We start from the raw sequence: 24,913 nt of genomic DNA, 5'->3' as shown, positions 1-24,913 counted from the left end.
ATATAAAAATCTCTGTTTTATTAGAGACTGTATTTTAATATTGAAGTATTTTTTTTAATATGAGAGCTAAGTTGTATAAAAGAAGATATTTTATTTAATACTAGTCATTATAATTATTTAGAGAGTGTTCATTTTGAAGAGTTAATGATCTATTTTTATAGATGTGGCTGTATAAAATTTTATAAGTAAAATCAATTGGTTTTGATTTTTAAGAAATGAAGTATATCCATTTATTATTTCATTTAGATTGACTAATTGTATAGTATAAAGGGCTGAATAATCAGCCCTTTATACTACGATTTAGATTAAAATTATCAATACCTTAAAGCGCAGCAATTTGTTCCATATTCGCTTTAACTTTCTCTAACTGAGCAGCAAACTCAGCAAGCTTCGCTTTTTCACCTTCAACCACTGCTGCTGGTGCTTTAGAAACAAAGCCTTCGTTTGCAAGTTTGCCCGCGATTTGGTCGTGTTGCTTTTGGATTTTATCCAAGTCTTTTTGCAAACGAGCAAGCTCAGCTTTAGGGTCAATTAAGCCTTTCATTGGTACAAATACCGATGCATGGCTAACAACGCTAGAGCAAGATAACGGTGGTTCTTGGTCTTTATTCAAGAACTCAATGCTTTCAACTTTAGCCAATGCTTTGAACAACGCTTCAATACGAATGATTTGTTCACGTTCAGCGTCAGATGTGTTTTGAAGTAATACTGGCAACAAGCGCGCATTACCTAAGCCTAACTCACCTCGAATGTTACGTACTGCACCAATCAAACCTTGAAGCCATTGCATATCTGCTTCAGCTTGTTCATTGATTTTTGCTTGCTCAGGAATAGGGTATTGAGCAGTCATAATCGTTGGACCGCCTTGACCAAGCATTGGTGCAAGAGTTTGCCAGATTTCTTCTGTCAAATACGGCATTAACGGATGAGCCAAACGTAAAGAAGCTTCCATGACTGCAAGCAATACACGGCGTACTTCAGCTTTACGCTCTTCTGAAACTTCTGCATCGTTTAGAACTGGTTTCGTTAACTCAACGTACCAGTCACAGTATTCATTCCAGATAAAGTCGTAAATCGCTTGAGCAGCAAGGTCTAAACGATACGTTGCAAACGCTTGGTGTACAGCAGCTTCTGCTTTCTGCAGACGGCTCATAATCCATTGTTCTGGAAGTTCCCAAAGATCAGGACGAGCGTCTGTACCAACAGTTTGACCTTCAACATTCATGAGAACGAAACGAGTTGCGTTCCAGATCTTGTTACAGAAGTTACGGTAGCCTTCAACACGCTTTAAGTCGAACTTAATGTCACGACCAGTGTTTGCAAGCGCACAGAACGTGAAACGAACTGCGTCAGTACCATAAGCATTAATGCCTTCTGGGAACTCTTTGCGCGTTGATTTTTCAATCTTCGCAGCATCTTTCGGGTTCATGAGGCCAGTAGTACGTTTTGCAACTAAGCTTTCTAAATCAATACCGTCAATCAAGTCTAATGGGTCAAGTACGTTACCTTTAGACTTCGACATTTTTTGACCTTCACCATCACGTACCAAACCGTGAACGTAAACAGTCTTAAATGGAACTTGCGATGAACCATCTTCATTTTTCATGAAGTGCAGGGTCATCATGATCATGCGGGCAACCCAGAAGAAAATGATGTCAAAACCAGTCACCAACACATCTGTTGGATGGAAGGTTTTAAGGAAATCATTTGCTGCATCTTTTTGTGCGTCGCCAGTCCAACCTAAAGTTGAGAATGTCCAAAGTGCAGATGAGAACCATGTATCAAGAACGTCTTCGTCTTGTTTAAGTTCAACGTCAGCAGCGATATTATTTTTCGCACGTACTTCTTCTTCGTTACGGCCCACATAGATGTTGCCATTTGCATCGTACCAAGCTGGAATACGGTGGCCCCACCAAAGCTGACGTGAAATACACCAGTCTTGAATGTCACGCATCCACGCCATGTACATGTTGCTGTACTGCTCTGGAACAAACTTAATACGGCCATCTTGAACTGCTTCAATTGCAGGTTCAGCAAGCGGAGCAATTTTTACGTACCATTGGTCAGTAAGTAATGGCTCGATGATTACGCCTGAACGGTCGCCACGTGGCGCTTTTAAGTCATACGGTTGGATTTGATCTAACCAGCCTTCAGCTTCAGCTTGAGCAACTAATTTTTTACGTGCTTCAAAACGCTCTAAACCAGCATATTCCGCAGGTGCAGTAATGGTTTTAGAAATTTGTTCGCCAGCTTTTGCAATATATTCAAACTCAGCCAAAACTTCGGCATTTTTGTTGAAGATATTAATGATTGGCAAGCTGTTGCGTTTACCTAGGTCATAGTCATTGAAGTCATGAGCAGGGGTAATTTTTACACAGCCAGTACCGAAGTCTTTTTCAACGTAGTCGTCAGCAACGATTGGAATTAAACGACCAGTAATTGGCAATACAATGTTTTTACCAACGAGGTGTGCATAACGCTCATCTTCAGGATGAACAGCAACCGCAGTATCACCAAGTAAAGTTTCAGGACGAGTTGTTGCAACGACTAAATAGTCTTTGCCGTCTTGAGTTTTAACTGATTTGTCTTCAAAGAAATATTTAAAGTGCCAAAGTGAGCCTTTTTCTTCTTTGCTTTCCACTTCAAGGTCAGAAAGAGCAGTTTGAAGTTTAGGATCCCAGTTTACAAGACGCTTACCGCGGTAAATTAAACCGTCTTCGTGCAAACGAACGAATACTTCTTTAACTGCGTTTGATAAACCCTCGTCCATCGTGAAGCGTTCACGTGACCAGTCTACAGACGAACCTAAGCGACGAATTTGTTTCGTAATTGTGCCACCAGATTGTTCTTTCCATTCCCAAACTTTTTCAATGAACTTTTCACGGCCTAAGTCGTGACGAGTGATACCTTGTAAGCCAAGTTGACGCTCAACAACCATTTGAGTTGCAATACCAGCATGGTCAGTACCCGGTTGCCACAACGTGTTTTTACCCATCATGCGGTTATAACGGGTGAGGGCATCCATAATGGCATTGTTAAAACCATGGCCCATGTGCAAACTACCAGTGACGTTTGGTGGTGGAATCATGATACAGAATGATTCACCGTGACCAGAAGGTTTGAAGTAACCTTGTTCTTCCCACGTTTTGTACCACTTCTTTTCGATCTCGGTTGGATCGTATGTGGTTGCAATATTTTGAGCGGTTTGAGCGTCAGTCATAGTAGCTTAGATCGAATATGCATAAAAAATTGCATCTATTGTAGCAAAAAAATGCCTCGAAATTAATGTGCTGAAAACAGATAAACGGTTTTGTATTTTTTTCAAAAAACGGTAGATTTATGAAGCATGGATCACAATTTAATCGTGTAGCGGCACGGCACAAAAATTACAAAAGAATTGATAAGGGATGCGACTCATGAGCTACAAAGTTTTTTTGAAAATTTCCGACTCGACCTATACGCAATTTGCTGCGATTCGAGAGAAATTGCACGCTGGGGTAAAAGAAAGCCAGTCCAAAGTATTAGGTAGTGTTCTTTCCGATTTATCTTGCGAAATTATTGAGCAAGTGTTCTCCGTATTGTTACAAGGAGAGCAAGGTAACTCGACCATGACCGAAAAGCAGCGCCAAGAATCTGAGAAAGTTCTTCAACAAATTTTAGATACTTTCCGAAAGTATATGCCTTGGTCAGTTTCTTTTTTTGGTAATGATCGACTATTACCTTTGGTTGATTATATGACGTCACTCATGAAAGAACGTGAGCAAGATGTTTATATTACGTACCCGATCACACCTCAACTTGTGCAACAAGCCCAAACACTGACCGAGCAAATACGTGCGGGCAATATGCAAAGTGTAGAAGAAGCTTTTCAAACCTTGATTCAAATTGTGGATTTAGGCGTAACAAGCCTAGTACGTGAACCTAAAAAACGTTTAAAATTTAATTTAGTTGTCGATAAAACCCTAAATGGGGTCATTAATATGACAACGCATTTGGGCTATAAACGTTTGGAAAAATTGGGGACGCAGGTTGATCAGACTACAGCAACTCACTATATCAATCACTTTTTGGCCTTCATGCATCAAGCAGCATAATTTAAAAAGATAATAGGAATTTAAAGCATGGCCAAACTTGATAATTTGCAAAATAAAGTGGTGTGGATTACGGGAGCATCTTCTGGATTAGGTAAAGCTTTAGCTGGTGAGTTGGCTCTGCAAGGGGCTCAAGTGATTTTAACTTCACGTCGCTTTGAAGAGTTAGAAGAAGTTCGCGTTGGTTTACTCCATCCAGACCAGCATTTGTCGGTAGTTGCAGACATTACCAATCAAAAGCAAGTTCAAGAAGCGTATGAGCAAATTTTAAAAGCCAAAGGCCGAATCGACTGGCTTATTAATAATGCAGGTTTAGGTCAGCGTGCTCTTATTAAAGACACCACAATGGAAACTGAAAGAGCCATTATGGAAGTGGACTATTTCTCACAAGTCGCACTAACTAAAACTGTGTTGCCGACCATGCTCAAACAGAAGTCTGGCCGAGTTGTATTTGTCTCTAGTGTAGCAGGGCTTTTAGGTACGCAGTACCGTGCAACTTACTCGGCTGCTAAAGCTGCTGTTCATCTGTGGGCCAACAGTTTACGTGCCGAAGTTTCAGATCAGGGCGTTGAAGTTTCTGTGATTTTCCCAGGCTTTGTAAAAACGAATGTTTCATTTAATGCGTTAAATGGTGCAGGGCAGCCTCAAGGTCATCAAGACGAAGCAATCGAAAATGGATTGGAAGCAGATGCTTTTGCAGAACAGGCAGTTAAGGCATTAATGCAAGGGCAAGAATATATTGTAGTGGGCGGAACTAAAGAAAAACTAGGTGTGATGGTTTCCCGTATGTCCCCGAAATTACTCTATAAAATGATTCGAAAAACAAAAGTGAAATAAAAAAGAGATTTCGCCGTGCTAAATTGATGGAAAAACCCACATAGAAGGTTCGCCATGGATCAAGACTACCATCGTATCTTAGACGTTGTAACGCGTTTTCAATTGGTCTTTGACCAGAAAAATTGGGATGCGTTTGATGAGTTATTGGCCGATCAACTTGAGGTGGACTATTTCCAGTTTAGAGGAGAACCTTTATGTGTGGTGTCTTGTCATGAATATAAAGGTTCACGGCAACAAGCTTTGTCACATTTGCGACTACAGCACAATTTGAGTAATCCTCTTATTCGGATTGAACAAGACCAAGCATGGCTAGAGTGTAATTATCAAATTTACCGTTTTTCGGAAAATGATTATTTTCATTCTTTTGGTCGCTATTATTTTACGTTGGCGAAACAACAGGACAAATGGAAAATTACCGGAATTTGCCAACATTTAACTAAAAATATTGGCAATCCGCGTATACATTTTTCTGCTATGGGGCAGTGCTAGTCTTTGACTGCTGTACCATAAGCAAAAACTTCAACCATTCCGCCTTGCATACCGAGTTCGGTTGTACTCAGCCGAACTCCCATAATATGGTTAGCACCCACACTATATGCTTGTTGTTTTAAACGAATAATCGCTTCACGACGAGCACGTTCAACAATACTTTCATAACTGCTAAGGCGACCACCTAGAACATTTTTTATAGAAGCCAGTACATATTTAAAGTAGTCATGGGAAATGACCACGTTACTGCTAATAAAGTGGCCCAACTGATCACTCGTTGCAAAACGATTGGTATCAATTCTGATATGGGCAAATTGTTGCTCTTTTTCTAGAAGTTCATTCAAATGTTTTTGTTCAATATGACGGCCAAAAGCCCAACCGATACTGAAAAGAATGAGAAAAACAACAAGCTGAAAAATAAGATTTTCCATTTTCTACCTATGCATTAAATGGATCTGGTAGATGTGGAGCTTGCGGTTGCACCACGACTGCTGTGCCATATACAAATAGCTCTGAAGCGCCTTGGGCAATGTTTGAAGTTGAAAAACGAATACCGACAATTGCATTTGCACCAAGCTGCTGGGCTTTGGCAATCATACGATCCATGGCTTCTTGGCGGGATTCTTCTAAAAGTTCGGTGTAGCCCGTGAGTTCACCACCTACAATATTTTTTAAACTTGCCATGAGGTCACGGCCCACATGTTTGCTACGAACAGTGCTTCCATAAACAACATCGAGTTGCTTTAAAATTTGATGACCTGGCACACTTTCTAAGTTACTTAATAACATTGTTTTTTATCAATCTAAATTTCTTAAGGTTTCAAGATAAAAAATATTCACATCAGTTGCAATAAAAAAGCCCACCGAAGTGAGCTTTTATAAGAACATGATTTAAAGCCTATTGCTTTTTAAGCTCAGCACTTGATGGTTGGTGTGCCACTGTATCTGAAGTATTTGCTTTTAAACCACCACCTAGAGTTTTATATAACTCGATTTGGTTGTTTAAGTTTGCTTGTTGAAGCAATAACAAACCTTGTTCAGCTGAATAAGATGAACGCTGTGCATCAAGAACCGTCAAGTAACTATCAATACCAGCACGGAAGCGAGCATTTGAAAGTGTGTAGTTGCGGTTAGTTGCTTCTACCAAACGTTGTTGCGCTGTTAAACGGTCACCAATGTTGGCACGCGTAGCAAGTGCATCATTCACTTCACGGAATGCAGACTGAACTGATTTTTCATAGTCAGACAATGCAATTTTCTGATCAGTTTCAGAAATTTTTACATTGGCACGACGAGTACCCCAGTCAAAGATTGGTAAATCTAAGCTTGGACCAATTGACCATGCAAAACCACCAGACTTAAATAGATCACTTAAGTCAGTTGATGCATAACCTGCTGAACCCGTTAAGCTAATGGTTGGGAATAAACGTGCTTTTGCAGCACCAATATTCGCACCCGCAGCGCTTAAGTTATATTCAGCCGCTTTTACATCTGGACGGTTGTTTAACAAGTCACTTGGTAAACCAGCAGTGAATACATTTTGCTGAGCAATACGTTTCACAGGTTGTGTTGGCAACAAGTTTTGTGCAACTGGTTGACCCACAAGTAAGTTCAACAAGTTTTGTGCTTGAGCAATTTGAGTCTTGTAGTTCGCTACATCATTACGCGCAGTTTCTACAGAAATCTGTGCTTGACGTAATGGAACTTCACTGTCGATACCTACATCAAAACGTTTTTTGTTGAGATTGTAAGAATCTTGCTGTGCTTTAAGCGTTTGCTCTGCAAGTCTTAAATTTGCTGTTGCAAATGAATAATTCAACCATGCTTGAGCAACTTGGCTGATCAAGCTGATCTGAGTCGAATCACGCGCACTTTGTGTTGAGAGATAATTATCTAAAGCAGCGTCTTTTAGACTACGAACACGGCCCCAGAAATCAAGCTCATAAGCAGTTACACCCAAACCTACTTGGTAAGTAGAGTAGGGGTTATTCGGGTCACGACTTGGCGTAACCTGACGAATTGCACTACCACTTGCTCCAATCGTTGGAAGCTGGTTGTTCTTCGTAATCTGATATTGCTCTTGAGCACGTTCAATATTGAGCGTTGCTTTACGTAAATCACGGTTATTCGCAAGAGCCAAGTCGATTACTTCCAGCAAACGCGGATCAGCAAAGAACTGTTTGTAGCCCTGTTCAGCAATAGATGTACCAGAAGCGCTGTTATATGCATAGCTCTGTGGAATATCGGTTTTCACGACTGGTTCTGGGCCGCGCATGCTTTGACAAGCTGCCAAAGCAAGCGCAAGTGCAGATACCGCAATGCTACGACCTGAAATAGACCATACTTTTTGCATCACGATTTATGCTCCTGAGTGTTTATGGTTTTTGGTTTGTACTTAAAGATACTACGAATCCACACATAGAATACAGGGATAAAGAAGATACCTAAGAATGTCGCGCTGAGTACGCCACCAAGTACACCGAAGCCTACTGAGTGCTGACTTCCTGCACCAGCACCTGTTGAAAGAGCAAGTGGAAGTACACCAAAACCGAAGGCAAGGGTCGTCATGATAATTGGACGTAAACGCATTTTTGCAGCATGTAAGGTTGCATCAAGCAGATCTTCACCTTTTTCCTGCAATTCTTTTGCGAACTCAACAATCAAGATCGCATTTTTTGCCGAAAGACCGATCACCGCAATAATCGCCACCTGGAAGTAAATGTTATTTGAGAGATTTGGATCTCCTTTAATAATCATACCCAAGTAGGTCAATACAAGTGCACCAATGACACCAAGTGGTACCACAAGTAAAACCGAGAACGGAATAGACCAGCTTTCATATAATGCAGCTAAGCAAAGGAATACGATTAACAATGAAAGTGCGTATAAGAACGGCGCTTGAGCACCAGACTCACGTTCTTCAAGTGATAAACCTGTCCATTCATAGTCGAAACCTTGTAAGCCCATAGATGGTAACTTACCAATAATTTCTTCCATTGCTTTCATCGAGTCACCAGAGCTCACGCCAGGTGCAGGAGTACCTTGAATGTTAACCGATGATACGCCGTTATAACGTTCAAGACGTGGAGAACCATAAGTCCATTTACCTGTAGCAAATGCAGAGAATGGAACCATCACACCTTTGTTATTACGTACATACCACTTGTTTAAGTCTTCAGGCATCATACGAGTATCCGCATCGCCTTGAACATAAACTTTTTTCACACGACCACGGTCAACGAAATCGTTAATGTATGAACCACCCCATGCAATACGCATTGTATTGTTGATGTCAGCAATGCTCACACCCATCGCGCCAGCTTGAGCTTGATCTACATTAATTTGATACTGAGGTGTATCTTCCTGACCATTTGGACGTACACCCATCAGGCGTTTATCTTGTGATGCTAAGCCTAGAATGGTGTTACGAGCTGCAATCAATTTCTCATGGCCTTGACCACTTGAATCTTTAAGCTGCAAGTTAAATCCGGCAGTTACACCCAATTCAGGCATTGCAGGAAGCTGTAATGGCATAACGTATGATGCATCTTTAATGATCATGTTTAATGCCATACCACGCTTAATTAATGCGCCGATTTGAGTTTCTGGTGTTGTACGTTTGCTCCAGTCTTTCAACTTAACGAAGCCAATACCAGCATTTTGACCCACACCCGTGAATGAGAAACCAGATACGGTGAAAATAGATTCCACAGTGTCTTTTTCATTCATGAAGAAGTTAGTCATGGTGTCAATCACTTTACCTGTACGGTCAAGCGTTGCATTTGGTGGTAATTGAACAAGTGTCATGACCACACCCTGATCTTCTTCTGGTAAGAATGAAGATGGGAGTTTTTGGAACAAGAATACTAAAAGGGCAACTACAACAGCATAAAGCACGCCAGAGAAGATTTTGCCTTTAAGCATGCGGCTAACACCATTTTGGTAGCTATGCGACATGCGGTCAAAACCGTTGTTAAAGCTTCTAAAGAAACGCGCAAAGATATTATTGCTTGGTTCTTTATTTGGATCATGCTGTTTTAAGATTGTTGCACAAAGTGCAGGGGTGAAGGTTAATGCCACAATTAACGATAAAACCATTGCTGTTACAAGGGTAATCGAGAACTGACGGTAAATTACACCTGTTGTACCACCAAAGAATGCCATTGGTACGAATACCGCAGTCAATACGCTGGTAATACCCACTAAGGCACCAGAAATCTGCTGCATTGAACGAGAAGTTGCTGTAACTGGATCGGTATGGTCTTCACTCATTACACGTTCAACGTTTTCGACTACAACAATGGCGTCATCAACCAGAAGACCGATTGCCAATACCATAGCGAACATGGTTAAGGTGTTAATTGAGAAACCAAAGATATTAATAACTGCAAATGTACCTAATACAACTACTGGAACTGCAAGCGTTGGAATAATCGTCGCGCGCCAGTTTTGTAAAAATAGGAACATAACAATGAATACCAAAATCACGGCTTCAATTAGCGTGTGTACAACACTTTCAATTGAAAGACGGATAAATGGAGTCGTGTCATAAGCGAGTTTATCTTGTAAACCTGCTGGATAGTTCTTACGTAATTCAGACAAACGTTGTTCAACAGCTGCTGCTGTATCAAGTGCGTTCGCACCAGTTGCAATTTTAATTGCAAGACCAGCCGCTGGTTTGCCATTAAACTTCGAATCGAACTGATAGTTATCAGAACCTAACTCTACACGAGCAACATCTTTTAAACGAACCTCAGCACCTGATGCTGTGTTCTTTAAGAAGATATTTTTAAACTGTTCAGGTGTCTGTAATAAGCTTTGCGCATTTACAGTTGCGTTAAGCACTTGACCTTGTACAGCAGGTGCACCACCTAACTGACCTACAGCAACTTGCGAGTTCTGCGCTTGTAAAGCAGTTGCAATATCACTAGGAGTGAGTTGGTAACTTGTTAATTTAGCTGGATCAAGCCAAATACGCATCGCGTATGAACCACCAAAGACTGTTACTTCACCAACACCAGCAACACGGCTAAGCGGTTCTTTAATTGATGAGTTTACATAGTCTTTAATGTCTGAGTCTGAAAGGTTGTTATCTGGTGAATAGAATGCAATAACTTGCAAGAAGCTCGCACCAGATTTAGTTACTGTCACACCTTGACGTTGTACATCTTCAGGTAAAAGTGCAGTTGCAGATTGCAATTTGTTTTGAACTTGAACCTGTGCAATATCAGGGTCAACACCTTGTTCAAAGTTTAATTGAATAGATGCTTGACCGTTACCTGCACTGTTAGAAGAAATATAACGTAAACCATCGAGACCATTCATTTGTTGTTCAATGATCTGGGTTACGGTGTTTTCAACTGTTTCAGCCGACGCACCAGGATAAGTCGCAGCAATTGTGACTGTCGGTGGTGCAATCGTTGGATACTGTGCAATAGGCATTTTTGTTAGCGTGAGAATACCCGCCAACATAATGACTAATGCAATCACCCACGCAAATATGGGGCGATGAATAAAAAATTGTGCCATTCAATCTACCCCTTATGCATTTGAAGCTGCTTTCTGTTCTGCTTGAGGTTTACCTGATTGAGCCGGTTTCGCAGCATTTGGCGCTGCACCTTGAGGATTTGCTGGTTGAGCTTGATAAGGTTTTGCTGTTACTTGTTGCCCTTCTTTAACTTTGGCAACGCCATCAACAATGACTTTATCGCCAGCTTTTAAGCCGTTAGTCACAATCCAGTTTTGTCCTTGAACCCCTGAGGTTTCAATTGGACGACTCTCAACAGCCCCTTTGGCATTAACAAGCATTGCTACAGCTTGACCTGTAGGTAAACGTGTAACGGCAGCTTGTGGAATCAGATAAGCATTTGGAACAACACCCTGAACAATTTGTGCAGTGGTATACATACCCGGAAGCAATAAATGATTCGGGTTAGAGAATACGGCACGTAACGTAATTGTTCCTGTATCTTGGTTTACAGAAGCGTCAGAGAAAGCAAGTTGCCCTTCGATTGGATAGGTAGAACCATCTTCAAGCTTTAATTTTACTTTCGTATTGTTACTGTTGTTTAAACTGCCTTTACTTAATTGCTGACGTAAACGTAACAACTCGGCGCTAGACTGATTAATATCAACATAGATTGGATCTAACTGTTGAATCGTTACTAACGGGTCAGTCTGGTTTGCAGTAACTAAAGCACCAGCCGTTACTGAAGAACGCCCAGATTGTCCAGAAATAGGAGAGCGAATTGTAGAATAACCAAGATCTACATTTGCATTTGTTACTTGAGCCTTAGCAGCAGCAACTTGTGCTTCTGAGACATTGACTTGACCAAGTAAGTCATCATATTCCTGTTTAGACACAGCATTACTAGAAACAAGTTGTTTATAACGATTTAACTTGGTACGTAGTGAAGCTAGATTTGCCTGTTGTTGTAGGAGTGATGCTTTTGCATTTTCTAACGTTGCGCGGTTCGTTCTAGAGTCGAGCTCATAGAGCGCTTGACCTTCACGAACATAGCTTCCTTCAGCAAATAAGCGTTTTAAAATCACGCCACTTGTTTGAGGACGAACTTCAGAAATTTGATATGCTGAAGTACGGCCTGAAAGCTCAACGCTTTGTTCAACACTTTGTGGTTGAGCAACAATAACACCTACTTCTGCAGGCGGCATTTTCTGAGCAGCAGCAGCTTGCTGTTTCTCATCGGAGCCTTTGCTACAACCAACAAGCGCGATACTTGTTGCTAATGCGCAAGCAGTAAGGGCTGGTGCCCAAAGCTTAGCCGACATCATTGTTCCACCTCGTTTAGATAAAATCTAAAAATATATTTGTTTTCTACTTAACCTACTTTGTGTTTGTAATAACCAGAGCCAAAGCAGTGCAATCCAAATAAAACCAATGCCCCAACCAGCGAGTACGTCTGTTGGGAAATGAACTCCTGCATATATTCTTGAAAGCCCCATACACACAAACCAAAGACAGGAGATCAAAACAATATAAGGAGAGTTAATGTTGTGCTTACGGCATAACATAATCATTGCCAGACAAGCCAGTGTTGATGCATAAACACTATGTGCACTTGGGAACGATGCACCGTAACTTTCAACGATATGATATGCCTCAGGAGGTCTAGGCCGGTTAACACACCACTTGAGCAGCCAACCAATGGTGATACTGCCAATAACTCCCAAGCTAATGAAAATAACAGTAATATATTTTTTATACCATGCTAAATATACACATACTAGAAAGGATAAAAAACATACAAAAGGCATGCCGCCTACGTGTGCAAGAAAGGCAGTTATAGTATTAAGATAATCTAAACGATGATGACTCAATGTTTGAACGGTGAGCAAGTCCAAAGATTGAAGACTTGGTACAACCAGACCAAGAACACCTAATCCTAAAAAAACGCAACCAATACAAAGCAATAGATAGGGCATATACACACCTTTGCTTATTCATGTAGTGTTTTACTACTGAATGCCGTTGAAAGTGTACTTGCCAGTACACTTTTTTTCAAGCCTGATAGATCATCGTAAATTCATTTTGAAATTTTTTTAACATTTGGAAAAACAATCACAACAAAATTGACGGAGTTCACAATTTGTGTACAAAGCAAAACGCTAGTGTTCTGTTTTTTTCCCGCCACTCGTTTGGGTATTTTCTTCTAATTCTAAAGGCTGTTTCGGTGGCCAGAAGAAGTCACTTGGTCGGGTAAGAAAATGGGTCATGACCAGTTTAGCTAATGGCTTCCATTGTTCAAAGCGAACTCGACGTGCACGTAATGCGACAATAATAGTGAGCGTGAAACTCACAAATAAGTTAGTGAGACCAATACAAAGCACACCTAAAAACGAAACTATAATCAAGCCAATATCGGGACTACCATTAATAGTCATTAAACCTTGAATAAAGTTCGCTGATGCAAAGGCAATATGGCGAATATCTAAAGGTAAACCTAGAATAAAGCCGATTGTTCCCATACTTCCTAGCATGACACCGAACAGGAAGTTACCAGCAAGCGCACCTAAGTTACGTTCAATATATTCTGCAAAACGATTTAGGCGCTCTTGACCAAATAAACTGCGTAAACGTCGGTGTGCTTTTAAACGAGGTCCTACTTTTCTATAAACAGCCATATTGTCGAAGTAGCCTGCAATAAGACCCGACAAGAACAAACATACGCCTGCAATTGCTGCATGTGGAACGGCTAAAGATGTAAATGGATTTAAGCTGTGTAAAAGAGAAGTGGCTTTGGTATGGGTTAATAAAGGTTCATCAAGATAAAACTGCCAAGCAAAAGTAATGAGTGCAGCAGTAGGGATTGCAATCGAGATATTACCCAAAATAGCAATAAACTGAGTTCGAATAATATTGATAATAAGTGCGGCTAACTCTGCAATTTGTGCAGTTTTAGAGCCTTTACGCTGCTGAACAGTTGCAGCGAGGGCAGCCGCTGTCATTGCTGGCTGTTTTGTCGCAACAGTAAAGTGCAATACATGAATCAGAATAAAGCCGAGTGAATAGTTCATACTGAACGTAAAGGCTTGCATAAGCGGGGCCATCGTCATACGTGCAGCAAGAATTTTTAATGATGCCATACAGGCAATAATCACACCTGCACCAGCAGCGGCTTTATACATACCCCAAAAGCCTTTAGTGTCTGTACTCACATAGTGCTCACCAGTACGGCTTGCATTTTCTGTAACTTGAAAGGCGATGAGTTCACTAGTGGTACTTAATAACGAGCGAACACTTTTTTCGCTGTAATGTGCTTTAGTTAAGTCCGAAATTAAATTCCCTAAAGAAATATAGCGGCCTTCACTGTCGTCTACGACCAAGTAGAGTAATAATTCAATTCGATCTAAACATTGCTCAAGCAAAGACAGTAAATAAGTCAAACTTAAACTAACACCGATTCTTTTGGTGGCCCGACGTATTTTTAAAACGACGTCACGGCATTGTTCCAACATTACAAATGCTTGAGATGCATCTGGCGGGGGAACAACTGCAATGTCATTGCTAGAAATATCTTGTTTTTTATATTTTTCGATAAACTCAATAATTTCACGGTTCTGTACTAAAAACGGCGATTCATATTCAGTTAACTCAGGCTGAGCATTAATAAACTCAGGATAAAGCCCAATACCACTAATACGATAAGATAAGACAGTAATCGCCTTAATCATTTCTCGTTGAATGGCATGTTTTTCATCGACATTGCTGTTACTTTGCCCAATTAAACCGAATAAGGTTGCCCAATCTTTGTCATCAACATTGTTTAACCAGACTGAATCACTTTCTAAATAGAAAATTTTTCCAATCAAAATTTTGAGCTGGCTTGCATCTTCAATGAGTGGCAGAAAATGGCCACCTAGTCTTTGTCCAAGTTGGTTCCAGAAACCATCTAAAGACAAAATGCCGCTATCTGCATATAAGCTCACTTGCTTATATTGATTAATGAGACGTAATAAAAAGGTTTGTAAAAGGACAGGAGCGGTAGGAGTAAGTAATAAGCTATCAATAAATGCTTGTATTTTTTGCTCTATTTCATCCGTATCGTGAGGATCGGATGGCCGTAAAGCATTGACTAGGTCAATGAGAATATTTTCGTCGATAACAGCTTGAGGATTTTCAAGCTGTTTCTGGATTTCTAAAAAATGATCTGAAAAATTTATATGCATAGGCAAAATAATATCTACTGTATTCGATGTAATGCAAGCCGAGTAAGGTTAATCAACGCCTGACGATAAGGTGTATCAGGCAAGATTGTTAAGGCTTGCAGTGCTGCTTCTGTTTCTTCTTGGGCACGGCGCTGGCAATAATCTAAAGCACCAGACTTTTGTACAATTTCAATAACTTTGGATAATTGGTCAACCCCACCAGTCGCAATACTACGACGAATAATGGCGTGCTCTTCACCAGTTGAATGTGCTAATGCTGAAATTAACGGTAAAGTCGGTTTACCTTCCATTAAATCATCACCAATATTTTTACCTAATGTTTCAGCATCTGAAGTGTAGTCTAAAATATCGTCAATAATTTGGAATGCATTTCCAAAATGACCTGCAAATAATCTTAAAGGTTCACGGTAGGCTTCTTGCCCAGCCAAAATGGCAGCACCTTCAGTTGCAAGTTCAAATAAACGAGAAGTTTTCCCGTGAATAATTTTTAAATATGTTTCTTCGGTTGTATCCGGTTGATGCTGAGATTGAAGTTGTAGTACTTCACCTTCAGCGATTTCACATGTACCTGTTGAGAAATCTTTTAATAAGGTCATGTTGTTTAAATCAACCAATAGATCAAAAGCGCGAGCAATAAGGAAGTCACCTACTAACACAGCAGTTTGGTTGTTCCAAGTTGCGTTGGCAGTAGGGCGGCCACGGCGAAGCCCAGATTCATCGACCACATCATCATGCACTAAAGTTGCGGTATGAAGCATTTCAATAATGGCAGCCAGACGCTGTGCATTTTGCATATTGTCTAGACCACAAGCTCGTGCTGCAAGTAAACACATGATCGGGCGCATACGTTTGCCGCCAGCTTCAACAACATGTTTACTGACCGACATGACCAAGCCGACTTTTGAGCTAATTCCTTCATTAATCAAGTGATCCATCGCAGCAAAGTCTGTAGCAACAGGAGCGAGAATGTCTTGCTTAAAATCGATGACCATATGAAGAAAAACCCCGTATTGGTGATAAGTGGCGTTAGTGTATCAATTAAAAGTGCATTAAACAGGGAAACAAGCAATTGATATTAATCATTTGTAGGTTCATGAAGAGTTCTTTGTTCTTTATTTCGGCAAAACGATGTGTTTCCGACAAAACAATAAATTTTAATAACGTCAACATGAATACAGCTTGTTCTTGTTGCAAGTTGTGTTTGGAACTGTATTTTAAATTCCATTCAGAATCAATGAAAAGTACTAAATTCGAATTGAAGCTGTTTTTATTATGTAAGAATAACGGTCTCTATTGCTTAGATAAAGATAAAGCACTTGTCGTTTGATCAAATTTCACTTAAAATCTGTCGCCTTGTATAACCCCAGTGGCGTTCGTTTTAAGATCGATATATCCCTTTATCGACACGACGACACGGGCTGATTGGAGTACATTATGTACGCAGTAATCCAAAGCGGTGGTAAACAGCACCGTGTAGTTGAGGGTGAAACCCTTAAAGTTGAATTATTGAAGGCTGAATCTGGCGCAACTATTACATTTGATGATGTATTAATGGTTGTAAACGGTGACAACATTCAAATCGGTGCTCCAGTTGTAGCTGGCGCTAAAGTAACTGCAGAAGTGATTGGTCATGGTCGTCACGACAAAATCCGCATTATCAAAATGCGTCGTCGTAAACACTACCGTAAGCAACAAGGTCACCGTCAATGGTTCACTGAGTTGAAAATTACTGGTATTTCAGGCTAATCACGAGGAGTAAGAGACATGGCAACTAAAAAAGCCGGTGGATCGACGAAGAACGGTCGTGATTCAAACCCAAAAATGTTAGGTGTTAAAGTTTACGGTGGTCAAACTGTAACTGCTGGTAACATCATCGTTCGTCAACGTGGTACTGAATTCCACGCTGGTGCAAATGTTGGTATGGGCCGTGACCATACTTTATTTGCTACTGCTGACGGCGTAGTAAAATTCGAAGTGAAAGGTCAATTTGGCCGTCGCTACGTAAAAGTTGAAACTGTTTAAGTTTTAGCTTAAGAAAAAGCCCACATTTTGTGGGCTTTTTTTATGGAATTTCATTAATTTCATCTTCATCATGATGAATGAAATTCTACAAACAATATGAATAACATAACAAAATATCTTATTTTCTCAATGATTAGCACAGAGTTTGTCGGTTAATATGAGTCTTGAATGAAGAGCTTGTTTGGCTTAGTGAAATTAAAAGCGAACAAGTTATCTTACAGCAACTAAAAAGGTGATGACATGAATATGCTTCGTAAAACCATGTGTGCTATTACACTCAGCGCGTCAGTGCTTGCTCCTGTAATGAGTACTACAGCGTTTGCTGCACCAGTAGCAGCACCGGAGCAACAGGCGATTGGGAACCTGGTAAATCAGTTATCAGGATTACAGCGTTTAACTGCTGATTTTGAACAAACAACGAAAGCAAATACAAAAGCTGTAGCACAGAAAAAAGGCTTAGGCGCTCAGCATATGAACCAGACATTTAAAGGTTCAATGAAAGTTGAACGTCCGGGGAAATTTTATTGGGAAACTGTGAGCCCGTCTAAACAAACTATTGTGACGAGTGGTAAAACGGTCTGGATTTATGATCCTGATTTACAACAAGCTGTACGTCAAAGCTTAGATTCGCAAGTAGCTGATACTCCAGCTTTATTGCTCTCTGGTAATACTAATCAAATCATGAAGTCTTACCGAGTGACTCAGCCAGATAAATCTAAATTATATTTCACGTTGTTCCCTAAAAAAGAAGATGGCGCTTTCCAAAGCTTAACGATTAGTTTTGGTGCCAACAAAGCACCGACATTAATGGTGTTACAAGATTCTTTAGGACAAACCACTTACGTGAAATTTAATAATGTAAAAGTGAATGCTTCAATTCCAGCTTCAACTTTTAATTTTACGCCACCTAAAGGCACAGATATTATTGATCAATAATTATTGCGCCTCTTTAAGAAAGCCACCTAAAAGGGTGGCTTTCTTTTTATATATCAATCACAGATACATTTTTTAACCCCGTCTTATTCTTACGCTTTGTATAGTGATAAAAGAGAATACACGGGGATTAACATGCGACTTTACGATAAGAAAATTATTTTCATTCTTCCTATGGTAGCTGCCATGGTGGCAGTAAGTGGCTGTCAGCCAAAATCTGCAGCTAAAGATGAGCAACCCGCATCTAGTGCTTCAGTAAAAGAGCAAAAACAAGCAGAAGTTCCTGTTATTCAGGCAAAAGTAATTCCAGTAAAATTACCAAAGTCTAAAGTTTGTCTTGAAGATGGCTGTACTGAATATGATTTTCAGACAGTACAAACGAATCAAAAATGGATTAATGATTATTTTACGAACCGTATAAAAAAAGCAGATCCGAATGCATTTGCCAACTTGGCTGATAAACCTGTTGAAGTACCAGAGGGAGAGCCTCGTTCAAGTCAAAGTGCAATTTATGTCCGTTATTTGGGACAAAATTATAATCTAGCAACCTTTGCCTTACAGACATACTCATACTCTGCAGGTGCAGCACATGGCATGTCACATCAAGAATTCGTAAATTTTGATTTATTAAATAAAAAGCACATTACTGTTGCTGAACTTATTAAGCCGGATGTAGAAAAACAACTCGTTGATGCACTTTTTGATGCGAATACCAACTGGCTTCAAGAACATAATATTAGCCGTGAAAAACTGCAGTTAAGTGATAATTACTACTACGGTGCCAATGGGATTGTTTTTGTTTATCCAGTTTATGAATTGGCTTCTTATGCAGAGGGTATGACTGAATTAACACTGCCGTATTTTGAGGCAGCTAAGTTCATTAAACCTGAGTATTTACCAAGTGTGCCAAACTACAACATGTAAAATATGTGGTCTCTTCTTAGAATTGTGTGAAAGCTATTCGATATGAAGATGATCACTATATTTTTTAGTTCTAAGGGCTTACACTATAGCCAGTTTTTTACCCATATTATGATTAATTATGATCGACCCTAAGTTACTCAGAAATAATATTGAAGTCGTTAATGCAGCTTTGGCAAAACGTGGTGTTCAGCTAGATGTCCAAGAATGGGCATCTTTAGAAACTCGCCGTAAAGACTTGCAATCAAAAACTGAAAAGTTACAGGCAGAGCGAAATGCCGGTGCTAAACAAGTGGGTCAGATTAAAAAATCCGGTGGCGATGCTTCTGAAATCATGGCACGTATGCAGGCCATTGGTGATGAGATTAAAGCTGCTGAAGTTGCTTTATCAGAACTACAAAACGAGATTGAGCAAAAAGCACTAAGCATTCCAAACTTACCAGATGAGTCTGTTCCAGTTGGTAAGGATGAAAGTGATAACGTTGAAATCTCAAAATGGGGTACACCTCGTCAGTTCGATTTTGAAATCAAAGATCATACTGATTTAGGCGAGTGGATGGGCGGCCTAGAGTTTGAAACTGCGACCAAACTTACTGGTTCACGTTTCAGCGTGTTGAAGGGGCCTTTAGCGCGTCTACAACGTGCTTTAACTCAGTTCATGCTTGATACCCATACTTTAAAGAATGGCTATACTGAAGCTTACGTGCCTTATTTGGTTAATGCTGACTCACTTCGTGGGACAGGACAATTACCAAAATTTGAAGAAGATTTATTTAAACTTCAAGGCGAAAAAGAATACTACCTTATTCCTACAGCTGAAGTTCCTGTCACAAACTTTGTTCGTGACGAAATCATTGATGCAGACCGTTTACCATTAAAATATGCAGCCCATACACCATGTTTCCGTAGTGAAGCTGGTTCTTATGGACGTGATACACGTGGCTTAATCCGTCAGCACCAATTTGATAAAGTTGAAATGGTGCAAATCGTTAAACCTGAAACATCTATGCAGGCACTTGAAGAACTCACTGCACATGCTGAGGGCATTTTGCAGGCACTTGGTTTGCCATACCGCAAAATTTTGCTCTGTGGTGGTGATATGGGCTTTGGTGCGATGAAAACTTACGACTTAGAAGTATGGGTTCCAAGCCAAAATACATATCGTGAGATTTCAAGCTGCTCTAATATGGGTGATTTCCAAGCACGTCGTATGAAAGCGCGCTTCCGTATGGATCAGAAGAAGACTGAATTAGTGCATACGCTAAACGGCTCAGGTCTTGCAGTAGGACGTACTTTGCTTGCGGTAATGGAAAATTACCAACGTGAAGACGGCTCAATCGAGATTCCAGAAGTATTACGCCCATATATGGGTGGTGTAACGTTTATTGACTAAACTTTGCATCTAAATTGTGCACGTTTTTTGCTTAAACATAATCAGATGATTGATGTAGAGGTTTAAGGTGGATATTTTTCCAATCTCTTTGAAGTTGCAGCAGCAACGTTGTCTGATTGTGGGCGGAGGGCATATTGCTTTACGCAAGGCAACCTTATTAGCTAAGGCGGGAGCAATAATTGATATTGTTGCTCCTGAAATTGAAGAACAACTTCTGCAATTAGTAACAACAACAAATGGTCAGCATTTTGTTGAAGTCTTCTCTGAGAAATTTTTAAGTACACCATATCGACTCGTCATTGCCGCGACCAATGATCCGCAAGTCAATAAAACAGTTTTCGAGCAATGCGAAGTACGTAATTTACTCGTAAACAGTGTTGACGATATTCCACATTGCCGCTTTATGGTTCCTGCGATTATTGACCGTTCACCTTTAGTGATTTCGGTTGCTTCAAATGGGAAATCTCCTGTTTTATCTCGTCAAATCCGTACACAATTAGAAACATCCATTCCGCATGGAATGGGAAAGTTAGCTGAGTTTTCAGGAAAATGGCGAAATCAGGTTAAAGTAAAAATTTCTAATCCCGATGAACGCCGTATTTTTTGGGAAAACTTGTATGCAAGTCCTTTAAAAGAGCAGGTTTTTAACGATAATCTAGATGTTGCAAATAGCATGCTTGAACAAGCATTGCAGGAGTGGAAAGCACCTAAAGGTGAAGTTTATTTAGTGGGCGCAGGTCCTGGTGATCCTGAACTGCTTACCTTAAAAGCTTTACGTTTAATGCAGCAAGCTGATGTAGTCATTTATGATCGTTTGGTATCTCAACCTATTTTAGAGTTATGCCGTCGAGACGCGACAAAAATATATGTCGGAAAAGCTCGCTCAAATCATTCGGTTCCCCAAGATGGTATCAATGCTTTACTCGTTGAATATGCTCAACAAGGAAAGCGCGTTTGTCGTTTAAAAGGCGGTGATCCGTTTATTTTTGGGCGTGGTGGAGAAGAGATCCAAGAATTATTCCAAGCTGGTGTGCCATTTCAGGTGGTTCCGGGTATTACGGCAGCGTCAGGCTGTTCAGCTTATGCGGGTATTCCGCTCACTCATCGTGATTATGCGCAGAGTGTACGTTTTCTAACTGGCCATTTAAAAGAAGGCTCTCCTGAGCTTCCTTGGAATGAGCTGGTATATGAGAACCAGACTTTAGTTCTTTATATGGGCTTAGTCGGCTTGGAACGTATTTGTGAGCAATTAATCGCTCACGGACAGCGTCCAGATATGCCAGTTGCATTAATTTCAAAGGGTACAACCCCTGAACAAAAGGTTGTGGTGGGGTCACTTGCTGATATCGCATCTAAAGTGACAGAACATCAAATTCATGCGCCGACTCTTACTATTATTGGTGAGGTCGTACGTCTGCGTGAACAGTTACAGTGGAACTAATGGGCTAATAATTTCTTTGATAGATTTAATGATTGCCTGAGTTAACCAACAAGTAATTTAAGTGAGTAATTAAGTGATTCATGTTGTTCTATACGAGCCTGAAATCCCTGCAAACACAGGGAATATTATTCGACTATGCGCGAATACGGGGGCTCAATTGCATTTGGTTAAGCCTTTAGGTTTTGAGCTTGATGATAAAAAGCTTAAACGTGCAGGGCTTGATTATCATGAATGGGCAAGAATGCAGATTTGGGACAATATTGAAGCATGCCTTGCTGACTTAAAGTCAAAAGGTGTTGAGCATGTCTTTCCTCTAACGACAAAGGGTTCTGCAACTCCGCATACAGTTGATTTGAATCGACCTGTGGCTTTACTGATGGGGCCTGAAACACGTGGCTTGCCTGAGCATGTACGTTTGATGTTTCCTCAAGAACAGTGGATTCGCTTACCAATGGCTGAAAACTCTAGAAGTTTAAATTTATCTAATGCGACTGCTGTGATTGTTTATGAAGCATGGCGTCAGCAAGGCTTTAAAAATTTAGGTTAGTTTCATAAATACAAAAAAATAAGGCCTTTAGTGGCCTTATTTTTTTGATCTAATTTTAATTTAAGCTTGTTCTAGTACTTTTTCATCATAGATGATTTGTGCTGCTAAAACTTGTTCGATGTTTGTTTCAGCCCATTCTTTTAACTGGAAGGCCATTGAAGCGACATTCTGTCCTAATGGTGTAAGTGAGTAGTCAACACGAATAGGTGAAGTGTCTTGAATCTTGCGTTCGATAAAGCCGTCTCTTTCAAGCATTTTTAACTTTTGTGACAAGACTTTAGGTGAAATACCTTGAATATTCTTTTTGAGCAAATTGAAGTGCTGTGTTTCTTCTTCAAGAATGTTTAAGATGAGTAAAACCCACTTGTCTGCAATTTTTTCAAAAAATAAACGAGCAGGGCAATGTTGTTGAAAAATATTATATTTTAGACATTCATTCATACCATTTACCTACTTATTTTAAAAAAAATATACTAGTTACCAAGTGGTAACTAATTGACACCTAGTTTCTAAAATATATCATAAAATGGAATTTAATAAAACACAGGTTCTTCCATGTCTAATTCTAATATTGCGGTTGTATATTTCTCTGGTTATGGCCACACGAAAGTAGTTGCTGAAACTTTTGCTAATGAAATTAATGCTCAACTTATCCAGATTGATCAGGAAGGTAATATTACTGAGCAAGATTGGGAAACATTAAACAATGCAAAAGGTATTGTTTTCGGTGCTCCAACTTATATGGGTGCAGCACCATGGCAGTTTAAAAAATTTGCTGATGCAACTTCAAAAGTTTGGTTTACACGTGGTTGGGAAGATAAAGTATTTGCAGGCTTTACCAACAGTGCAAGCCTAAATGGTGATAAGCAAGTTACGCTTATTCAATTACAAACTTTAGCATCACAACACGGTGGTATTTGGGTGAGCTTAGGTCTATTGCCAGCAAACACTAAAAACGCAAAACGTGAAGATGTAAATAACTTGGGTGGCTCGGTAGGTCTACTTGTTCAGTCGCCATCAGATGCAAGTGTAGATGAGATTCCAACAGGGGACTTGGAAACAGCAAAACTTTATGCAAAACGCGTACAAGGTATTGTAAATAAAATATTCGGATAATAAGTCCATAAAAAAGGCGCTTTAAGCGCCTTTTTTATTATTCATGCTCGTTGTGTTGAGGAGCATTGTATTTAAAGCCTTTGGTCTTGTAAGCAAGATAACCTACACCAACCACTGCCCAAGCTAAGCCAATTTGTAAAGCAAGCTTGTCAATTTCTAACCACATTAGGAACACACTGGCAAAGCCAAGCGTCGGTACAATAATGTAATTAATAATATCTTTAATAGATTTGTTTTTACCATCTCTAAGCGCATAACGCGAAATGACAGAGAAGTTCACAAAACTAAAAGCAGTTAAGGCCCCGAAACTAATTAAGTTAACAATATGTTCAAGGTCTAAAAAGCCAGCAGATAACGCAACTACACCAACAATAAGAATGTTGTAAGTTGGAGTATGTAGTCTTGGGCTGATATGACCAAACAACTTTTTATTGATAACGCCATCACGTCCCATAACATACATTAAGCGAGATACGCCAGCGTGTGCCGAAATACCAGATGCCATTACTGCAACCACAGCAAAGTATAAAACTAATGTTTTAAAGGCAATGCTACCAATTGCTGCAACCATCACAGGTTGTGATTCATCTAACGGTTTAAAGTAAGTCGTTGGGTTGCTTGGGAAATACAACTGGATAAAGTAAGTACTTATGATGAAAATGACACCAGCAAGCAATGCTGTTGAAAAAATCGCTTTTGGAAGTGTTCTTTCAGCATCTTTTGTTTCTTCGGCAAGTGAAGATAAAGCATCAAAACCTGTGAAAGAGAAACAAAGTACCGTTGCACCACCAATCAAAGCACTAATAGACGTCATATCATTCCAAAAAGGAGTGAGTGACCATAATTCAGCTTTATCCGGATTTAGCGTACCATCGGCATATACACCTTGGGTAAGCAAGGTATACACTTGATAAACAAAGTAAAAGATAACACCAAGTTGAATAACTACAATTGTACTGTTAAAACGAGCAACGAAACGTGCGCCGAATAAGTTAATAACAGTCATTAATGCAGTTAGGCCAATTACCCATAACCAATTATTTACTTCTGGAAACAATGCTCTTAAATAAATATCGGCCAAAATGATATTGACGAGTGGTGAAAGTAAATAGTCTAGCCAAGATGACCAACCCACCATAAAACCAACATTAGGGTGAATTGACTTTTGGGCATAGGTGTATGCTGACCCTGAAGAAGGATAGCGTTTGATCATGTGTCCATAACTGATCGACGTCAATAAAATTGCAACTAACGCAAAAATATAAGAAGTAGGTACATGACCACCACTTCGTTCTGATACTAAACCAAAAGTATCAAATAAAGTTAATGGCTGAATATAAGCTAAACCAATAATAATGATGTGCCATAGCACAAGATTCTTTTGAAGTTTAGCTGTTGGTTTAGTCCCAGATAAGTTTGTCAACGGCGTTATCCTC

The 24,913-nt window shown here is 39.9% G+C and carries 22 protein-coding genes and 1 pseudogene; 11 read left to right on the top strand and 12 right to left on the bottom strand.

Annotated elements, in window-relative coordinates; genetic code table 11:
• Positions 1-322 precede the first annotated feature (322 nt).
• Entirely contained in the window at positions 323-3,220 is a 2,898-nt protein-coding gene (locus ACH63V_RS11345) for a valine--tRNA ligase (RefSeq protein ID WP_396463545.1), read from the bottom strand.
• Positions 3,221-3,416: 196 nt separating this feature from the next.
• Between ACH63V_RS11345 and ACH63V_RS11340 the strand changes: the two genes are divergently transcribed.
• The 3 genes from ACH63V_RS11340 to ACH63V_RS11330 are packed head-to-tail and all read left to right on the top strand — an operon-like array spanning position 3,417 to position 5,417.
• Positions 3,417-4,094 carry a hypothetical protein gene (locus tag ACH63V_RS11340; RefSeq protein ID WP_107972825.1) on the top strand — a complete coding sequence of 226 codons (678 nt, stop codon included), beginning with the start codon at positions 3,417-3,419 and terminating at the stop codon, positions 4,092-4,094.
• A gap of 27 nt (positions 4,095-4,121) precedes the next feature.
• Positions 4,122-4,928, top strand: a complete 807-nt coding sequence (locus ACH63V_RS11335) for an SDR family NAD(P)-dependent oxidoreductase (protein WP_396463544.1) — start codon at positions 4,122-4,124, stop codon at positions 4,926-4,928.
• Between the two features lie 54 nt (positions 4,929-4,982).
• Positions 4,983-5,417 carry a nuclear transport factor 2 family protein gene (locus ACH63V_RS11330; protein WP_016803829.1) on the top strand — a complete coding sequence of 145 codons (435 nt, stop codon included), beginning with the start codon at positions 4,983-4,985 and terminating at the stop codon, positions 5,415-5,417.
• Here ACH63V_RS11330 and ACH63V_RS11325 read toward each other — a convergent pair.
• The 9 genes and pseudogenes from ACH63V_RS11325 to ACH63V_RS11285 form a co-directional block, all read right to left on the bottom strand.
• Positions 5,414-5,848: a YbjQ family protein gene (locus ACH63V_RS11325; protein WP_396463543.1), complete on the bottom strand. Its 435-nt coding sequence runs from the start codon at positions 5,846-5,848 to the stop codon at positions 5,414-5,416. The two genes, ACH63V_RS11330 and ACH63V_RS11325, sit on opposite strands and share 4 nt — an antisense overlap.
• 7 nt (positions 5,849-5,855) lie before the next feature.
• Positions 5,856-6,206 carry a YbjQ family protein gene (locus ACH63V_RS11320; RefSeq protein ID WP_002051367.1) on the bottom strand — a complete coding sequence of 117 codons (351 nt, stop codon included), beginning with the start codon at positions 6,204-6,206 and terminating at the stop codon, positions 5,856-5,858.
• Between the two features lie 109 nt (positions 6,207-6,315).
• The gene (gene adeK, locus ACH63V_RS11315) at positions 6,316-7,770 is read right to left on the bottom strand and encodes a multidrug efflux RND transporter outer membrane channel subunit AdeK (RefSeq protein ID WP_263614919.1); all 1,455 of its coding nucleotides are present in this window, start codon (positions 7,768-7,770) and stop codon (positions 6,316-6,318) included.
• Positions 7,770-10,946 carry a multidrug efflux RND transporter permease subunit AdeJ gene (adeJ, locus tag ACH63V_RS11310; protein WP_263614466.1) on the bottom strand — a complete coding sequence of 1,059 codons (3,177 nt, stop codon included), beginning with the start codon at positions 10,944-10,946 and terminating at the stop codon, positions 7,770-7,772. The genes adeK and adeJ overlap by 1 nt, the downstream gene beginning before the upstream one ends.
• Positions 10,947-10,958: 12 nt before the next feature.
• Positions 10,959-12,209, bottom strand: coding sequence for a multidrug efflux RND transporter periplasmic adaptor subunit AdeI (adeI, locus tag ACH63V_RS11305; RefSeq protein WP_263614465.1), 1,251 nt, complete (start codon positions 12,207-12,209; stop codon positions 10,959-10,961).
• Between the two features lie 24 nt (positions 12,210-12,233).
• Positions 12,234-12,860, bottom strand: coding sequence for a phosphatase PAP2 family protein (locus ACH63V_RS11300; protein ID WP_396463542.1), 627 nt, complete (start codon positions 12,858-12,860; stop codon positions 12,234-12,236).
• A 183-nt stretch (positions 12,861-13,043) separates the two neighbouring features.
• Positions 13,044-15,104: a site-specific recombinase gene (locus ACH63V_RS11295; protein WP_396463541.1), complete on the bottom strand. Its 2,061-nt coding sequence runs from the start codon at positions 15,102-15,104 to the stop codon at positions 13,044-13,046.
• Positions 15,105-15,118: 14 nt separating this feature from the next.
• Positions 15,119-16,096 (bottom strand): All-trans-nonaprenyl-diphosphate synthase, encoded by a 978-nt coding sequence (gene sdsA / locus ACH63V_RS11290; protein WP_240287935.1) that lies wholly within the window; start codon positions 16,094-16,096, stop codon positions 15,119-15,121.
• Positions 16,097-16,142: 46 nt separating this feature from the next.
• A pseudogene (locus ACH63V_RS11285) lies at positions 16,143-16,442 on the bottom strand (hypothetical protein).
• Positions 16,443-16,538: 96 nt separating this feature from the next.
• Between ACH63V_RS11285 and rplU the strand changes: the two are divergent.
• From rplU to ACH63V_RS11250, 7 genes are all read left to right on the top strand, one after another.
• Positions 16,539-16,850, top strand: coding sequence for a 50S ribosomal protein L21 (gene rplU / locus ACH63V_RS11280; protein ID WP_000271409.1), 312 nt, complete (start codon positions 16,539-16,541; stop codon positions 16,848-16,850).
• 18 nt (positions 16,851-16,868) lie between these two features.
• Positions 16,869-17,126, top strand: a complete 258-nt coding sequence (rpmA, locus tag ACH63V_RS11275; protein WP_000201632.1) for a 50S ribosomal protein L27 — start codon at positions 16,869-16,871, stop codon at positions 17,124-17,126.
• 240 nt (positions 17,127-17,366) lie between these two features.
• Positions 17,367-18,062, top strand: a complete 696-nt coding sequence (gene lolA, locus ACH63V_RS11270; protein WP_311086962.1) for an outer membrane lipoprotein chaperone LolA — start codon at positions 17,367-17,369, stop codon at positions 18,060-18,062.
• A gap of 132 nt (positions 18,063-18,194) precedes the next feature.
• Positions 18,195-18,983 (top strand): RsiV family protein, encoded by a 789-nt coding sequence (locus ACH63V_RS11265; RefSeq protein ID WP_396463540.1) that lies wholly within the window; start codon positions 18,195-18,197, stop codon positions 18,981-18,983.
• A 118-nt stretch (positions 18,984-19,101) separates the two neighbouring features.
• Complete coding sequence (gene serS, locus ACH63V_RS11260) at positions 19,102-20,373, top strand: serine--tRNA ligase (protein WP_004705874.1); 1,272 nt, start codon at positions 19,102-19,104, stop codon at positions 20,371-20,373.
• Positions 20,374-20,440: 67 nt separating this feature from the next.
• Positions 20,441-21,814, top strand: a complete 1,374-nt coding sequence (gene cysG / locus ACH63V_RS11255; RefSeq protein ID WP_396463539.1) for a siroheme synthase CysG — start codon at positions 20,441-20,443, stop codon at positions 21,812-21,814.
• A gap of 73 nt (positions 21,815-21,887) precedes the next feature.
• Positions 21,888-22,361, top strand: coding sequence for a tRNA (cytidine(34)-2'-O)-methyltransferase (locus tag ACH63V_RS11250; protein ID WP_002051239.1), 474 nt, complete (start codon positions 21,888-21,890; stop codon positions 22,359-22,361).
• Between the two features lie 60 nt (positions 22,362-22,421).
• On the opposite strand, the gene ACH63V_RS11245 is transcribed toward ACH63V_RS11250, so the two are convergent.
• Positions 22,422-22,802, bottom strand: coding sequence for a helix-turn-helix domain-containing protein (locus ACH63V_RS11245; protein ID WP_032010152.1), 381 nt, complete (start codon positions 22,800-22,802; stop codon positions 22,422-22,424).
• A 114-nt stretch (positions 22,803-22,916) separates the two neighbouring features.
• Between ACH63V_RS11245 and ACH63V_RS11240 the strand changes: the two genes are divergently transcribed.
• Complete coding sequence (locus ACH63V_RS11240) at positions 22,917-23,477, top strand: flavodoxin family protein (protein ID WP_151684918.1); 561 nt, start codon at positions 22,917-22,919, stop codon at positions 23,475-23,477.
• Positions 23,478-23,514: 37 nt separating this feature from the next.
• On the opposite strand, the gene ACH63V_RS11235 is transcribed toward ACH63V_RS11240, so the two are convergent.
• A complete protein-coding gene (locus tag ACH63V_RS11235; protein WP_080961315.1) occupies positions 23,515-24,900 on the bottom strand; it encodes an APC family permease in 1,386 nt (461 codons plus the stop codon).
• Positions 24,901-24,913 lie beyond the last annotated feature (13 nt).

Source organism: Acinetobacter sp. ABJ-A23_2, assembly GCF_044538765.1.
GTDB lineage: Bacteria > Pseudomonadota > Gammaproteobacteria > Pseudomonadales > Moraxellaceae > Acinetobacter > Acinetobacter nosocomialis_A.
Note: the sequence above shows the minus strand (reverse complement) of the source record. Positions and strands in the feature narration are given on the sequence as shown.